The 15,572-nt window shown below is 63.7% G+C and carries 13 protein-coding genes; 8 read left to right on the forward strand and 5 right to left on the reverse strand.

The window, feature by feature from the left end; all coding sequences use genetic code 11:
- Positions 1 to 135: 135 nt before the first annotated feature.
- A complete protein-coding gene (locus ACZIRK_RS37260; protein WP_130229195.1) occupies positions 136 to 1,800 on the forward strand; it encodes a thiamine pyrophosphate-binding protein in 1,665 nt (554 codons plus the stop codon).
- A 204-nt stretch (positions 1,801 to 2,004) separates the two neighbouring features.
- Here the strand turns inward: ACZIRK_RS37260 and ACZIRK_RS37265 are convergent, their stop codons facing one another.
- The gene (locus tag ACZIRK_RS37265; protein ID WP_130229196.1) at positions 2,005 to 3,393 is read right to left on the reverse strand and encodes an LLM class flavin-dependent oxidoreductase; all 1,389 of its coding nucleotides are present in this window, start codon (positions 3,391 to 3,393) and stop codon (positions 2,005 to 2,007) included.
- A 54-nt stretch (positions 3,394 to 3,447) separates the two neighbouring features.
- On the reverse strand, positions 3,448 to 4,074 hold the full coding sequence (locus tag ACZIRK_RS37270; RefSeq protein ID WP_207231117.1) for a carboxymuconolactone decarboxylase family protein: 627 nt from the start codon (positions 4,072 to 4,074) through the stop codon (positions 3,448 to 3,450).
- 151 nt (positions 4,075 to 4,225) lie between these two features.
- Between ACZIRK_RS37270 and ACZIRK_RS37275 the strand changes: the two genes are divergently transcribed.
- Complete coding sequence (locus ACZIRK_RS37275; protein ID WP_474419218.1) at positions 4,226 to 5,611, forward strand: M20 family metallopeptidase; 1,386 nt, start codon at positions 4,226 to 4,228, stop codon at positions 5,609 to 5,611.
- A gap of 38 nt (positions 5,612 to 5,649) precedes the next feature.
- Here the strand turns inward: ACZIRK_RS37275 and budC are convergent, their stop codons facing one another.
- Complete coding sequence (gene budC, locus ACZIRK_RS37280; protein ID WP_130229198.1) at positions 5,650 to 6,420, reverse strand: meso-2,3-butanediol dehydrogenase; 771 nt, start codon at positions 6,418 to 6,420, stop codon at positions 5,650 to 5,652.
- A gap of 392 nt (positions 6,421 to 6,812) precedes the next feature.
- Between budC and ACZIRK_RS37285 the strand changes: the two genes are divergently transcribed.
- From ACZIRK_RS37285 to ACZIRK_RS37305, 5 genes are all read left to right on the forward strand, one after another.
- A complete protein-coding gene (locus ACZIRK_RS37285) occupies positions 6,813 to 7,724 on the forward strand; it encodes an amino acid ABC transporter substrate-binding protein (RefSeq protein ID WP_130229199.1) in 912 nt (303 codons plus the stop codon).
- A 213-nt stretch (positions 7,725 to 7,937) separates the two neighbouring features.
- The gene (locus ACZIRK_RS37290; RefSeq protein WP_474419220.1) at positions 7,938 to 8,669 is read left to right on the forward strand and encodes an amino acid ABC transporter permease; all 732 of its coding nucleotides are present in this window, start codon (positions 7,938 to 7,940) and stop codon (positions 8,667 to 8,669) included.
- Position 8,670: 1 nt separating this feature from the next.
- Positions 8,671 to 9,363: an amino acid ABC transporter permease gene (locus ACZIRK_RS37295; RefSeq protein ID WP_028168055.1), complete on the forward strand. Its 693-nt coding sequence runs from the start codon at positions 8,671 to 8,673 to the stop codon at positions 9,361 to 9,363.
- Between the two features lie 185 nt (positions 9,364 to 9,548).
- Positions 9,549 to 10,280 (forward strand): amino acid ABC transporter ATP-binding protein, encoded by a 732-nt coding sequence (locus tag ACZIRK_RS37300; protein WP_130229200.1) that lies wholly within the window; start codon positions 9,549 to 9,551, stop codon positions 10,278 to 10,280.
- A 200-nt stretch (positions 10,281 to 10,480) separates the two neighbouring features.
- Entirely contained in the window at positions 10,481 to 11,338 is an 858-nt protein-coding gene (locus tag ACZIRK_RS37305; protein ID WP_028168053.1) for a D-amino-acid transaminase, read from the forward strand.
- Positions 11,339 to 11,455: 117 nt separating this feature from the next.
- On the opposite strand, the gene ACZIRK_RS37310 is transcribed toward ACZIRK_RS37305, so the two are convergent.
- Entirely contained in the window at positions 11,456 to 13,069 is a 1,614-nt protein-coding gene (locus ACZIRK_RS37310; protein ID WP_474419219.1) for an MDR family MFS transporter, read from the reverse strand.
- A gap of 91 nt (positions 13,070 to 13,160) precedes the next feature.
- A complete protein-coding gene (locus ACZIRK_RS37315) occupies positions 13,161 to 14,312 on the reverse strand; it encodes an HlyD family secretion protein (protein WP_130229202.1) in 1,152 nt (383 codons plus the stop codon).
- A 143-nt stretch (positions 14,313 to 14,455) separates the two neighbouring features.
- Between ACZIRK_RS37315 and ACZIRK_RS37320 the strand changes: the two genes are divergently transcribed.
- Positions 14,456 to 15,367, forward strand: a complete 912-nt coding sequence (locus tag ACZIRK_RS37320) for a LysR family transcriptional regulator (protein WP_130229203.1) — start codon at positions 14,456 to 14,458, stop codon at positions 15,365 to 15,367.
- The last annotated feature ends 205 nt before the right edge of the window (positions 15,368 to 15,572 follow it).

Genomic DNA, 15,572 nt, shown 5'->3' on the forward strand with positions numbered 1-15,572 from the left:
CGCTCCATCCGGGCTACGGTCCTACGGCGCTACATCGCAAGGCAGCCATGAGCGCAGGCGCGATTGCTCGGGGCGTGCAAGTTTGGTCATGATGCCTCATCCCGCGCGCCAATGAGCCCGAGGGTAGGAGGAGACATGAAGAATCGCATTACCGGGCGTTCGGCGTTCCTGGCGCTGTTGAAGGACGAGGGCATCACGCATCTGTTCGGCAATCCCGGTACCACCGAATTGCCGATCATGCATGCGCTGAAAGACCATCCCGACCTCACCTATGTGATGGCGATGCAGGAGAGCCTGGTGGTGGCGATGGCCGACGGATTCAGCCGCGCCTCCGGCAAGCTCGTCGCCTGCAACGTCCATGTCGCGCCCGGTCTCGGCAACGCGATGGGCTCGCTGTTCAACGCCAAATTCACCGGCACGCCGTTGATCCTCACTGCCGGCCAGCAGGAGCAGGGCCACGGCTTGACGGAGCCGGTGCTTTATGGGCCGCTGGTGCAGATGGCGGAGCCGCTGGTGAAATGGGCGGTCGAGGTGACGCGACTGGAGGATCTGCCGCGCATCGTGCGCCGCGCCGCCAAAGTCGCGACCACGCCGCCGACCGGACCGGTGTTCATCTCGCTGCCCGGCGATATCCTCAATTCCGAAGCCGGCATCGAGCTCGGCCGGGCGACCCGCGTCGACACGCGGGTGAAGCCGTCAGATGAATCGCTGCAGGCGCTGGTCGCGCGCATCCTCAAAGCCGAGCGGCCGGTGATCGTCACCGGCGATGAGATCGTCAAGAGCGATGCGCTGCAGGAAGCCGCCGAACTCGCGGAAACGCTCGGCGCGCCGGCCTATCAATCTTCGACGCCCTATGGCGCGCACTTCCTCTCCGAAAGCCCGTGCTTCATGGGCGCGATCGCTCGGGTTCAGAAACTTGCGCGCGAGACCCTCGCGCCCTACGACCTCATCATCGCACTCGGCGGCGATCCCTTGCGGATGTCGGTCTATAGCGAGATCGATCCGCTGCCGGATGGGCTCGGGATCGTGCAGGTCGGCCTGGTCGACTGGGACCTCGCCAAGAACTACGGCGCGGAGATCGCGCTGAAGGCTGACGTGAAGGAAACCCTGCGCGCGTTGATCCCGGCGCTGAAAGCAGCCGGCGGCGGCGCGCTGGAGGCGCGGGCAAAGCAGGGCGTTGCGGCGCTGGCGTCAAAAAACTGGGCCGCGAAGCGCAAGGCGCTGGTCGACCAGATCTCGAAAGCCGAGGGCACCTCGCCGATCGATCCGGACTGGCTGGCGCTGCAGGTTGTCGAGGCAATGCCTGATAATGCGATCCTGGTCGATGAAGGCCTGACCTCGTCGCGCCAGATGATCGCGCTGCGCCCGCACCGCGACCGCTATGGCTATCACGCGCTCGCCTCCGGCGGCATCGGCTGGGGATTGCCGGCATCGGTCGGCGTCAGCCTCGCCAATCCGCAGCGACCGGTGGTGTGCTTCTCCGGCGACGGCAGCGCGATGTATTCGATCCAGTCGCTGTGGACCGCGGCCAACCACAAGCTGCCGCTGACGTTCGTCATCGTCAACAATGGCGGCTACCGCATCATCAAGCAGCGCCTCCTCGCCTTTCACGGCGACGATCATTATGTCGGCATGGATTTCGTCGACCCGCCGGTTGATTTTACTGGCGTTGCGAAGTCGCTTGGATTGGAAGCGATACGGATCACCGATCCCCGCGAACTCAAGGGCGCGATGCGGTCCACATTCGGCCGGCCGGGTACGAAGCTGATCGAGGTGGTGGTCAGTAATTCGGTGAATTGAGCCACGAGTCGTAGGGTGGGCAAAGCGAAGCGTGCCCACCATTACGAGTGGAGTGCTTGACGGTGGGCACGCTCTGCTTTGCCCACCCTACGATTCTTCGTCGTCATTGCGAGCGAAGCGAAGCAATCCATTGCGCCGCTTGCGGAAGCGTGGATTGCTTCGTCGCTTCGCTCCTCGCAATGACGGTGTGAGGGGCTGTCAGTCCTACTCCGCTGCCGTCGCGTGCGGCTTGATGCGGTAGCGACTCGCGGGGTGCTCGTCCGTCAGCCGCGCGCGGCCCGTGCCGAACAATTTCTCCCGCAGCGTGCCTTGTGCATAGTCCTGCTTGTATCGGCCGCGGCGGGTCAATTCCGGCACCAGCATGTCGGCGATGTCCTCGAAATCGTCGGGCGAGATCGCAAACGCGACGTTTAGGCCATCGACGTCGGTCTGCTCGAACCAGCGCTCGATGTCATCGGCGACCTTTTCCGGTGTGCCGACCACGACCGGGCCGATGCCGCCGATGCCGACATGCTCGGCGACCTCGCGCACGGTCCAGATGCGATCGGGATCGGCGCGGGTGATGTTGTCCATCGCGGTGCGGCCGGCGTCGTTATGGACATGGCGCACCTCCTGGTCGAGGTCGTAGGTCGAGAAATCGACGCCGGTCCAGCCGGACATCAACGTCAGTGCGCCCTCATGGCTGATGTGGCTGCGATAGTCGGCATATTTCGCGTTTGCTTCGGCCTCGGTGCGGCCGAGGATGACGGTCATCATGCTGAACATCAGGATCTCGGCCGGATTCCGGCCCTTCTGGGCGGCAAGCTCACGGATGGCGGAGACTCGCGGCGCGATCACCTTGGCCGACGGTCCCGACATGAATACGCATTCGGCGTGCTCGGCGGCGAACTGCCGGCCGCGTGGCGACGTGCCGGCCTGATAAAGCACCGGCGTGCGCTGCGGCGACGGCTCGCTCAAATGCAGCGCGTTGAGGCGATAATTCTTCCCCTCGTGCTTGACGGGATGCACCTTGGCGGGATCGACGAAGATGCTATGCGCGCGATCGCGGATCGCAGCGTCGTCTTCCCAGCACCCTTCCCAGAGCTTGTAGACCACTTCCATATACTCGTCGGCGACGTCGTAGCGGTCGTCATGCGCCGTCTGCTTGTCCTTGCCGGCGCCGCGCGCGGCCGAGTCGAGATAGCCGGTCACCACGTTCCAGCCGACGCGGCCTTCGGTCAGGTGGTCAAGCGTCGACATCCGGCGGGCGAATGTGTAGGGCGGCTCGAAGGAGAGATTGCTGGTGACGCCGAAGCCGAGATGCTTCGTCACCGCGGCCATCGCCGGAACCAGCAGCAGGGGATCGTTCACCGGCGTCTGCGCGGCGTTGCGCAGCGCGGCCTCCGGGCCGCCGCCGAACACGTCGTAGACGCCGAGCACATCAGCGAGGAACAGGCCGTCGAACCGGCCGCGCTCCAGAGTCTTGGCGAGATCGAGCCAGTACGGCAGGCGGTTATACTCCGCGGTGCGGTCGCGCGGATGGGTCCACAATCCCGGCGACTGATGCGCCACGCAGTTCATGGCAAAGGCGTTGAGCCGGATTTGTTTTGTCATCGTGGGCAACCCGAGAAGCGCGGCATCGCTGCCGCGCCAAAGCGTGGAAGAAATTTATCGTCCGGCCTGCCCGAACGGCAGTTCCTCACCGGCCGGCGGCATGACATGCGCGACGTTGAGCGTCATCGACACCACATCGTAATAGCCGTTCACCGCGACCAAATCCATCACGCCCTGTTCGCCGAATTTTGCAACCGCTTTCTGGTAGATGGCATCGTCGACGCCATGGTCACGGCGGAGCTGGGTAGTGAACTCCCAGACGATCGCTTCATCCTCCTTCATGTTTTCGGGCTTGCGGCCGGCACCGAGCGCCGCGACGATCTTCGGATCGAGCCCCGCCTTCAGCGCGAGCGGCGCGTGCGCATACCACTCATATTGCGAGCCCCAATATTGCGCGGTCATGATGATCGCCATCTCGTTGACGCGCTTGTCGAGCGAGGTGTTGAAACGGAGATATTCGCCGACCTTCTGCAAGCGGTCCGCGAGTTCCGGGCTGCGTAACCAGGCATTGAACGGTCCGCTCATGCCTTTGCGCGGGCCGGACATGATGGCATCCGCGACCGTGCGCTGGGCAGGGGTCATCTTCTCCAGCGGGATCTCCGGAAAGCGCTCGCCGGTCGCGGCCGGTGCGACGCCGGTGAACAGGATGCAAAGTGCCGAGACGCGCAGGATCGTTTTCATGGATGACCTCCCTATTTGATGTCCGGACGGACGCCGGACTGCGCGGAAATTGTTGCAGCTTGGCGAGCGTTGGCAAGCTTTATTCGGGCGTCTTCCAGCCGCCGCGATATCCCTATAAGAGGTGGGCAGTTGGTTGCGGGAAAGGCAGATCATGGCTGACAGGGCTGACGCGATCGCGCGGGTGCGCGCGCAATTTCACTCTGGCGAGTTCCTGCGCGAGCTCGACAAGCGGGTCGGCTATCGCACGGAAAGCCAAAATCCTGGCAGCGGTGACGCGCTGCGCGCCTATCTCACGGAGAATCTGCAGCCTGCGCTCGCCGAACTCGACTTCAAGACTCGCCTGATCGAATCGCCGACAGGCAAGGGCCCGTATCTCGTGGCCGAATATATCGAGGACGCCTCGCGCCCGACCGTGCTCACCTACGGCCATGGCGATGTCGTCGACGGCATGATCGGCGAATGGCGCGACAATCTCGATCCCTGGAAGACCACCATCAAGGGCGACCGCGTCTATGGCCGCGGCACCGCAGACAACAAGGGCCAGCACAGCATCAATATCGCGGCGCTGCGTGCGGTGCGGGAGACCCGCGGCGGCAGGCTCGGCTTCAACGTAAAGTTCATCATCGAGACCGGGGAGGAGATCGGCTCGCCCGACCTGCGAACGGTCTGCGAAGCCTATTGTGAGGAACTCAAGGCCGACCTGTTCCTGGCATCCGACGGGCCGCGGCTTTCGGCCGAACGGCCCACGATCTTCCTCGGCTGCCGCGGCGGCAACCGCATCCATCTCGATGTCAACCTGCGCGAGGGCGGGCATCATTCCGGCAATTGGGGCGGTGTGCTCGCCAATCCCGCCACCATCCTGGCGAACGCGATTGCGAGCCTGGTCGACGCCAAGGGCCGGATGAAACTGGAAGCCTTGAAGCCGCCGCCGATCTCGAACCGGGTCCGCGCGGCGCTGGCGGATGTGAAGGTCGAGCCGGGCGCGGATGAGCCGGCGCTGTCGCCGGACTGGGGCGAGGAAGGGCTGTCGCCCGCCGAGCGGCTCTCCGCCTGGAACACGCTGGAAGTGCTGGCGCTGTCAGCGGGCAATATCGCAAGCCCGGCGAATGCGATCCCGGGGAAGGCGAATGCCGTGCTGCAGCTTCGCTTCGTTGTCGGCACGAAGATCGACAAGGTCGTCGATGCCGTGCGCGCGCATCTCCATGCCAATGGTTTCCCGATGGTCGAGGTCAGCGGCGCGCAACGATTTGCGGCGTCGCGGACCGACATGGACAGTCCCTGGATCGACTGGACCGCGACATCGATCCGCAACACCACCGGCAAGGCGCCGGCGGTGCTGCCGAATTTCGGCGGCTCGCTGCCGAACGACGTATTTTCGGAAGGTCTCGGCTTGCCCACGATCTGGGTGCCGCATTCCTATCCCGGCTGCTCGCAGCACGCACCCGACGAGCACATTCTGCTGCCGGTGACGGAAGAAGCGCTCACGATCATGGCCGGCCTGTTCTGGGATCTCGGCGAGATGGCGCGGGCGCTGTGATCGCAGCCGACGCACCAAGCGAGTCCGCATAGGACGGTCTATATAAAGGGTGCCGAGCCCGTCGATGCGCCGACGCCGCCATCGATCGCCAAGTTTACGCCATTGACAAAGCTCGCATCCTCACTGGCAAGAAACGCGATGACACCGGCAACCTCTTCCGGCTGGGCTGCCCGTCCCAGGGGAATGCGTTCTTCTAGCCGCTGAAGCACGTCAGGGAAGTGTTCGAAGACGCGCCTCGTCAGGTCGGTGAATATGGTGCCTGGACAGACCGCGTTGATGCGCACGCCTTTTGGGGCAAATTCGAGGGCCAGGCTCCGCGTGAGATTGCTGACCGCGCCTTTTGTGGCGTTGTAAAAGTTGAGCCCGCGATCGCCGCCAAGCCCCGAAATGGATGACACGTTGATGATCGAGCCCTTGCTCTCGATAAGATGAGCAAGCGTCGCCCGCGTTACGTTGAAGACCCCATCGACGTTGACCGCGAAGACCTCGCGCCAATTCTGAGTGGGCAGATCGAGGAAAGCCCCGGCAGTTCCCGTTCCCGCGTTGTTGACGACAATGTCGATCCTGCCGAGCCTGCGGACGACATCGGTGACGAGGTCTTCAACCGCATTCGCGTTGGAGACATCAGCCGGCCGGATCATGCAGCGGTCGGCTGTCAAGGTTGCGGCGACGTCCTGCAATTTGGACGCCCGGCGTCCGTTCAGGACGACGATCGCTCCTTCCTCATGAAATCGGCGTGCGGTCGCAGCGCCGATACCACTGCCGGCGCCGGTGACGATGACTACCTTGCCGTCGAACCTTCGGGACATAGCTCGTGAACTCCACCTGATGCGATCGATGCGTCGGCGGATGCTGGGGAGCTTCGATTGCAGTTGTATTTCAGCGGAGACATTCTTGGCTACATTTGAAGGCGGTCACGGCGACGAGACTACGAATCGACTGCGCGGAGGCGGAGCGCTCTCGACGAGGCGCTGGCGGGTGCGACTAAAGTGCACCGCCGCGGGTACCTTGCGACTGTCCGGACTTCAGGCCATCATGGCGGCAGCCATCGCCGGGCACGTTGGGGACACCTGCTTGAGCCATATGACGTCATCTCGGATGCGAGCCATGCCGCCGTCGCGGCGTTGCCGCGCCGTCCGACCAAATGCGGCTGACGGACATTCTGACACAATCGAACCTATCCAAACGAGGAGAACTACGCATGAAACGCCTTCTTTCGATCGGCTTCGCGCTCGCCGCCGCGCTCGGCGCGGCTGAGGCCGGCGCCCAGGAGCTGACGGGGACGTTGAAGAACATCAAGGAGACCGGCACGATCACGCTCGGCCACCGCGACTCCTCAATCCCCTTCTCCTATCTCGACGACAACCAGAAGCCGATCGGCTATGCGATGGACATCTGCCACAAGATCGTCGACGCGGTGAAAAAGGAACTGAAGCTCGACAAGCTCGAGGTGAAGCTCAATCCGGTGACGTCATCGACCCGCATTCCGCTGCTCGCCAACGGCACCATCGATCTCGAATGCGGCTCTACCACTAACAACGCCGAGCGGCAGAAGCAGATTTCCTTCACCAACACCCATTTCCTCACCGCGAGCCGCTACGTCTCGAAAAAGTCGAGCAAGCTCAATTCGATCGACGATCTCAAGGGCAAGGCCGTGGTGTCGACCGCGGGCACCACCAACATCAAGCAGCTCACCGAGGCCAACGCCGCGCGCGGGCTCAACGTCAACATCATCCCGGCCAAGGACCACGCGGAAGCGTTCCTGATGGTCGAAACCGACCGCGCGGTCGCCTTCGTGATGGACGATATCCTGCTCGCAAGTCTGGTTGCGGGGTCGAAAACGCCCGACGATTACGTGATCTCGAAGGACGCATTCTCGAAGCCGGAGCCTTACGGCATCATGCTGCGCAAGGACGACCCGGCCTTCAAGAAGGTGGTCGATGCGGCGACTGCCGCGCTCTACACCGGCGGCGAGGGACAGAAGATCTACGACAAATGGTTCACGCAGAAGATCCCGCCGAAAGGGCTGAACCTGAATACGCCGATCGCTGCGGAGCTGAAGAACGAGTTCGCCAAGCCCTCGGACTCGCCGGACCCGGATTCGTATAAGTAAACGCAGCTTTAGACCCTCATGGTGAGGAGCGCGTAGCGCGTCTCGGGACGATGCTTCGCATCGCCGGGAGAACCATGAGGCCCGACCGTGGCCTCATCCTTCGAGACGCTTGCTGCGCAAGCTCCTCAGGATGAGGGGAAACAGCGGCTGGCCGGCCATCCTTGGCCCGGCCATTGCATGGGCGGGCCGGGCGTATCGCGGAACGGGGGAGCTTTGAACTATCAGTGGAACTGGCAGATTTTCTTCGAGCCGAACCCGACCGGCAGTGGCACCTATCTCGACATGCTGCTGTCGGGGCTGGCGCTGACGATCAAGACCGCGCTCACGGCCTGGATCATCGCGCTGGTGTTCGGCTCGGTGGTTGGCGTGCTGCGCACGCTGCCGTCGAAGGTCGCAGGCTGGATCGGCTTCTGTTATGTCGAATTCTTCCGCAACATGCCGCTGCTGGTGCAGCTCTTCCTGTGGTTCTTCGTGCTGCCGGAACTGTTGCCGCGCGCGGCGGGACTGTGGCTGAAGCAAATGCCGAACGCGCCGTTCTGGACGGCTTCGATCGGCGTCGGGCTGTTCATGTCGGCGCGCGTTGCCGTGCAGCTTGCCGCCGGTATCGCCTCGCTGCCGCGGGGCCAGAAGCAGGCGGCGACCGCGCTCGGGCTGACGACGGCACAGACCTATCGCTACGTGCTGCTGCCGATGGCCTATCGCATCATCCTGCCGCCGCTGACCTCCGAATTCCTCAACACCGTGAAGAACACGGCGGTGGCGATCACCATCGGGCTGATCGAATTGACCGGGCAGGCGCGCGCGATGCAGGAATTCTCGTTCCAGGTGTTCGAAGCCTTCACGGCCGCGACCATCATGTATCTGCTGGTCAATATCGTCGTCGTCACCGGCATGCGCTTCCTGGAGCGCAAGGTCGCGATTCCCGGCTACATCGCGGGGAAATAGCATGCTCGGCAGCTTCGATTTCGACGTCATCCGCCGCTCGCTGCCGTACCTCTTCGTCGACGGCATGACGTTCACGCTGACGCTGACCGCGCTGTCGGCGCTGGGCGGGTTGGTGTTTGGAACGCTGATCGCGCTGATGCGCTTGTCCGGCTTCAAGCTGCTCGGCCGCATCGCCGGGCTCTATGTCGATTTCATGCGCTCGCTGCCGCTGGTGCTGGTGATCTTCTGGTTCTATTTCCTGGTACCCTATATCGGGCAGTGGCTGACCGGCGCGTCGCGCCCGATCAGCGTCGGCGCGTTCGCCTCCTCGCTGATCACCTTCATCATGTTCGAGGCGGCGTATTTCTCCGAGATCATGCGCGCCGGCATCCAGTCGATTTCGCGCGGCCAGCCGGCGGCGGCAAGCGCGCTCGGCCTGACCTACGCGCAGAGCATGCGCTACGTCGTGCTGCCGCAGGCGTTCCGCAACATGCTGCCGGTGCTGCTCACCCAGACCATCGTGCTGTTCCAGGACACCTCGCTAGTCTACGTCCTGTCGATCCCGGATTTCCTCGGCGCCGCCAGCAAGGTGGCGCAGCGCGACGGGCGGCTGGTCGAGATGTACCTGTTCGCGGCAGTGGTCTATTTCACCATCTCCTGCCTTGCCTCCTTCGGCGTCCGCCGCCTCCAGGCGCGCATCGCCATAGTTCGGTAGATAGTCATGCAGTTGAAATTTCGAGGCACGCACCTCTTCACCTCTCCCATAGGGAAAGGTCGGATCGCACAAGCGATCCGGGTGAGGGGCTCTGCTCTATCGAGGGACCTTAACCCCTCACCCGGCGCTGCGCGCCGACGTCTCCCTTCGGGAGAGGTGATCTCGCGGCAACAGTTGAGCCAGGCATGATCGAACTTCGCCACGTCAACAAATGGTACGGGCCGACCTTCCAGGTGCTGAAGGACTGCACCACCAGCGTCGCCAAGGGCGAGGTCGTGGTGGTCTGTGGCCCTTCGGGATCGGGCAAGTCGACGCTGATCAAATGCGTCAATGCGCTGGAGCCGATCCAGGGCGGCGAGATCATCCTGGACGGCATCAAGGTCAATGATCCCAAGACCGACCTGCCGAAGCTGCGCGCGCGGGTCGGCATGGTGTTCCAGCACTTCGAGCTGTTTCCCCATTTGCGGATTATCGACAATCTCTGCCTGGCGCAGGAGAAAGTGCTCGGCCGCAAGCACGATGAAGCGGTGGCAAAGGGGATGAAGCTGCTCGATCGCGTCGGGCTGAAGGAGCACGCAAAGAAATATCCGGCGGAGCTTTCCGGCGGGCAGCAGCAGCGCGTCGCGATTGCGCGGGCGCTGGCGATGGACCCCGTCGCGATGCTGTTCGACGAGCCGACCTCGGCGCTCGATCCGGAAATGATCAGCGAGGTGCTCGACGTGATGGTCGACCTCGCGCGCGAGGGCATGACCATGATGGTCGTCACTCATGAAATGGGCTTTGCCAGCAAGGTCGCCCATCGCGTGATCTTCATGGATCAGGGCGAGATCGTCGAGGATGCGCTGAAGGCGGATTTCTTCGGCAAGCCGCGCAGCGACCGCGCGCAGAAGTTCCTGTCGAAGATCTTGCAGCATTAATACCGCCGTCATTCCGGGGCACGCGAAGCGTGAGCCCGGACTCCGTTCAGCCGCTTGCGCTGGCGGGGAAATGGATTCCGGGCTCGATGCTGCGCATCGCCCCGGAATGACGCCGAGGGTTTGATGGCCTGGAAGGTCTATCGGCATCAACGAATTGCGTATAGAAACCTCATCGCATCACTACGTCCGGGAGACTTCGCTTGGAAAAGATCGCTTACGTCAACGGCTCCTATGTACCCCTTTCGGAGGCCAAAGTGTCGGTCCTCGACCGCGGCTTCCTGTTCGCCGATGGGATCTACGAGGTGGCCGCCGTGCTCGACGGCAAGCTGGTCGACAACGCCTCGCATCTGGCGCGACTGGAGCGCTCGGTCGGCGAGATCAGGCTGGAACTGCCGGAAACCATCGCGCGGATCCAGGACATCCAGAAGGAGCTGGTGGCGCGCAACAAGCTCGTCAACGGCATGGTCTATCTGGAGGTGACCCGCGGCGCCGATACCGGCCGCGATTTTGCCTTTCCCAAAGGGGTGAGGCCGACGCTGGTGATGTTCACCTCTGAGAAGGACATCGTCGGGGCGCCCTCGGCCAAGACCGGCATCAACGTGATCACGGTGCCCGACATCCGCTGGGAGCGGCGCGACATCAAGAGCGTGGCGCTGCTGGCGCAGGTGCTGGCCAAGCAGGCGGCCGCCGAAGCCGGCGCCGGCGAGGCCTGGATGATCCAGGACGGCAAGGTCACCGAGGGTGGTTCGTCCTCTGCCTTCATCCTGACCCAGGACGACGTCATCGTGACCCGACAGAACGGCAGCGAAATTCTGCCCGGCTGCACCCGTAAGGCCGTGGTGGCGCTCGCCGAGGAACGCCAGCTCCGCGTCGAGGAGCGCGCCTTCTCGATCGAGGAGGCGCTGGCCGCCAAGGAAGCCTTCATCACCAGCGCCAGCCTGTTCGTGCAGGCGGTGGTCGCCATCGACGGCAAGAAGGTCGGTAATGGCAAGCCCGGCCCGATGACGGAGCGGCTGCGCGAGATCTATGTGGAGTTCGCCAAGGCGACCGCGGTGTAGCATGTCACCCTCGTCATTGCCGGGCTTGACCCGGCAATCCATCTCGCTGCGGAAGAGTCTTTTTTGATGGATGCGCGGGTCAAGCCCGCGCATGACGAGGGGGTGCGCGCGGCAATCCTAATGCGCGCCGCCGCCGGCCAGCGCATTCGGCTTCTTCAGGAGCGCCGCGGCGAACAGCGCGACGATCAGCGCGACGCCCATCACGTAAAAGGTGTCGCTGAAGGCCAGGATATAAGCCTGCTTCTGCACGATCCTGCCGACTGCGACGATAGCGCGGTGCGTGGCATCGGCATGGTCGGCGACGCCATGGCTCATGAAATATTGCGTGAGCTGCTCGATCCGCGTGCGGGTCGCCTGCTCCAGCAGCGAGACCGACTGCATCAGCACGTTGGAATGATACTGCTCACGTTTGGTCAGCAGCGTCTGCAACAGCGCGATGCCGACGGCGCCGCCGAGATTGCGCATCATATTGAAAAGCCCGGACGCCGAGCCGGCATTCTCGGCCTCGATCCCTGCAGTCGCGACCGCCGACAGCGGCGCCATCACCAGCGCCTGGCCGATGGCGCGCACGATGTTCGGCCAGAACAACTGGTCGGTGGCGTAGTCATTGGTCATATAGATGTTCATGAAATTGGAAGCGGCGAACAGCGTGAAGCCGACGCCGATGATGATGCGCGGGTCGAAGCGCTGCATCAGGCGTGGCACCAGCGGGATCAGCACGAGCTGCGGCAGCCCGGTCCATGCCAGCACCATGCCGATCTGCTCGGCATTGTAGCCCTGAATCCGTGACAGATATTGCGGCAGGATGAACACCGAGCCGTACAGCGCGGTGCCTAGCAGGAAATTGGCCAGCATGCCGAAACCGAAGTTGCGGCGGAGCAGCAGGCGAAGGTTGAGCAGCGGCTTGTTCGCGGTGAGCTCGATCACGATGAACGCCACTAGCGCCACCGCCGCGATGACGGAGAGGCGGACGATGAAGGGCGAGCCGAACCAGTCGTCCTTGTTGCCCTCTTCCAGCACCGTCTGCAGCGCGGACAGGCCGATCGCCATGGTGATGATGCCGGGCCAGTCGCCCTCGCGCAGAAGCGAGAGCTTCATTGGTTTTGCTTCCAGCGAGAAATAGAGCATGCCGACCATGATCGCACCGGGCACCAGGTTGACATAGAAGATGTACTGCCAGCCCCAGTTCTCGGTGAGATAGCCGCCGATGGTCGGGCCGATCGCCGGCGCGAACGTCGCCGACAATGCGAATATGGCGAGCCCGATTGGCTGCTTCGCCTTAGGTAGCAGCGCGATGATCAGTGTGAACGCCAATGGGATCAGCACGCCGCCAGTGAAACCCTGCACGGCGCGCAGCGCGATCATCTGCGGCAGGTCGTGCGCGAGCGCGCAGGCCGCGGAAAAGACAAGGAACAGAACAGCATTGGTCAGGAGATAGCGCCGGACCGAGAACACCTGCGCGAGCCAGCCGCTCAGGGGGATCACCACGATCTCGGCGACCAGATAGGAGGTCGAAATCCAGCCGCCGTCATCGATGCCGGCGCCGATCGCGCCCTGGATGTCCGCCAGCGAGGCGTTGACGATCTGGATGTTGAGCACCGCCATGAAGGCGCCGAGATTGGCGCCGACCACCGCGATCCAGATTTTTGCGGGGATAGCCGGTGCGGCGGCGGGTTTTGGGCTGAGGTCCGCGGAGGACGCGGCGTTGAGCGTGGGCTGTAGCGTGGTCATTAGTCTCGTCCGCAAGCGCGTGATGAAGCCGAATTGCTTCCGCGATCGATGCTGCACTCCTCTCCCGCAAGCGGGAGAGGAGAACTCGCCGCTAGCCTCCGTCCGGCCGCGCGGCGCTGGCGGCAAGTCGGCTCTTCGCTTCGCGCTCGGCCAGCACGGTGGCCTTGGTGTCGACGGTCGGCACTGCGGACATGCCCGGGCGCAACAGGCCCTTTAGCCTGATATCATCGAGTACGATCTTGACCGGCACGCGCTGCACGATCTTGGTGAAATTGCCGGTGGCGTTGTCCGGCGGCAGCAGCGCGAATTCGAGTCCGCTCGCGGGCGACAGACTGTCGACATGGCCGCGCAGCTTGGTGCCGCGGAAACTGTCGATCTCGACTTCGACCGGCTGGCCGTTGCGCACATTCGTGAGCTGGGTCTCCTTGAAGTTGGCGACGACGTAGACGGCATCGAGCGGCACCACCGCCATCAACTGCGTGCCGGCCTGAACATATTGTCCGACCCTGAGCGAGCGTGCGCCGACGGTGCCGTCGACTGGCGCGGTGATCCGCGTATAGCTGAGGTTCAGCGATGCCTGCTGCTCCACCGCACGGGCGCGGTCGAGCTGCGCGACCGCCTTGGCGCGTTCGGTGGTGAGCACATCGACCTTGCGCTGGGCGGCGAGCAGGCCGGACTTGGAGTGCTGCAATTGCGCGTTGTTGGCACGGAGCGCGGCGTCGGTCTGCTGCGCGCGCTGTACGGTGCCGGAGCCGGTCTTCATCAGCCCCTCGTAGCGAGCCTGCTCCTCCTGCGCGAATTTCAGATTGGCTTCGGCGGCGGCGACGTCGGCCGTGCCCTGCTCGATGATCGGCTGCTGCTGGGCGAGCTGGGCATCGAGGTTGCGCACCGCAGCCTCGGAGGCCTCGACATCGGCGTGGGCCTGGGCGAGCGCGGCGCGGAGATCGCGGTCGTCGATTTCGGCCAGCAACTGCGCGGCCTTGACCGGCTGGTTATCGCTGACCAGCACCTGTGCGATATAGCCGGAGACCTTCGGCGAGACGATCGTGGAATCGGCCTTCACATATGCGTCATCGGTCGATTCGAGGTAGCGGCCGGTGGTGAGATAGTCGTAGCCGAAATCGGCAATGCCGGCGACGCCGAGCACGGCGACCAGCGCCAATGCCGCCCGCCTGATCACCAGCCGCGACGGGCGCAGGCTTATTTTCTCTTTTGTATCAGTGACATAGGATGTCGTCGACATGGCTACCCCGAATACGTTTAGGCGCGCCTCCCGGGCGGGAGGGCGCCAAATCCGCGACATACATGCGATTTCTCCAGCGCTGTGATAATCCCGCCAAAACTGGAAGGATTATCCAGTGAGAGCAAATAATCGGGAACTCGCGCATGGACCGGTTGACCAGCCTGACGGCCTTTGTCCGGGTGGTGGATAGCGGCGGCTTTTCGGCCGCCGGCCGCCGCCTCAACATGTCCACGACCATGGTCAGCAACCACGTCCAGGCGCTCGAGGACCGGCTCGGCGTCCGGCTGCTCAACCGCACGACGCGCAAGGTGAGTCTCACCGAGGTCGGGCGCACCTATTACGACCGCTGCGTGCAGATCCTCGCCGACATCGAGCAAGCCGACGACATCGCCGGCGCGCTGCATTCGACGCCGCGCGGCACGCTGCGCGTCTATACCCATACCCACACGGTGCCCTATGTCGCGCCCGTCGTCGCCGAATTCCTGAAGACCTACCCGGAGGTCAGGGTCGATCTCTCGATGGGCGAGCGCACGGTCGACATGATCGACGAGGGCTTTGACGTGGCCGTGCGCATGATCCGGCCGCCGGATTCAAGCCTGATCGTGCGCAGTCTCGCCACCTGGCGCCACGTGCTGTGCTGCTCCCACGACTACATCGAACGGCACGGCGCGGTGCATGAGCTTGCCGAGCTCAGCGAGCGCGATTGCGTGCGGCACGTAAACTATCCGTACCAGGACGAGTGGCGGTTCATCGACCGCACCGGCGCGCCGGCATCAGTGAAGGTATCCGGCCGGTTCACCACGAACAGCGGCGAGGCGCTGCGCATGGCGGCGCTGCAGGGGGCCGGCATCTGCCTCGCAGCGGGCTTCCTGGTTCACGGCGATCTCGAAGCCGGACGGCTGGTCCGCCTGCTGCCGGAATACCGGCCCGTCGAGCTTTCGTTGAACGCGGTCTATCCACATCGCCATCATCTATCGGCGAAGGTGCGGACCTTCATCGACATGCTGGTCAACCACAGCGCCGAGCAGCAGAAGCTGATCGACCCCTATTCGTAGTATTGGGAAGCGTAGGGTGGGCAAAGCGCAGCGTGCCCACCATTCACGGGTGGTGGTGGATGGACGGTGGGCACGCTGCGCTTTCCCCACCCTTCTGTAACGGGCCTTGCTCAGTCAATCCCTTTTTGCGTCATCCGCTCGCCGGGGTCTCGCTTCTGTACGGGGTCGGTGCAAGACCGCCACCTGATGGGGTTGGAGAGGATCG

It is taken from the genome of Bradyrhizobium sp. Leo114, from assembly GCF_055229415.2.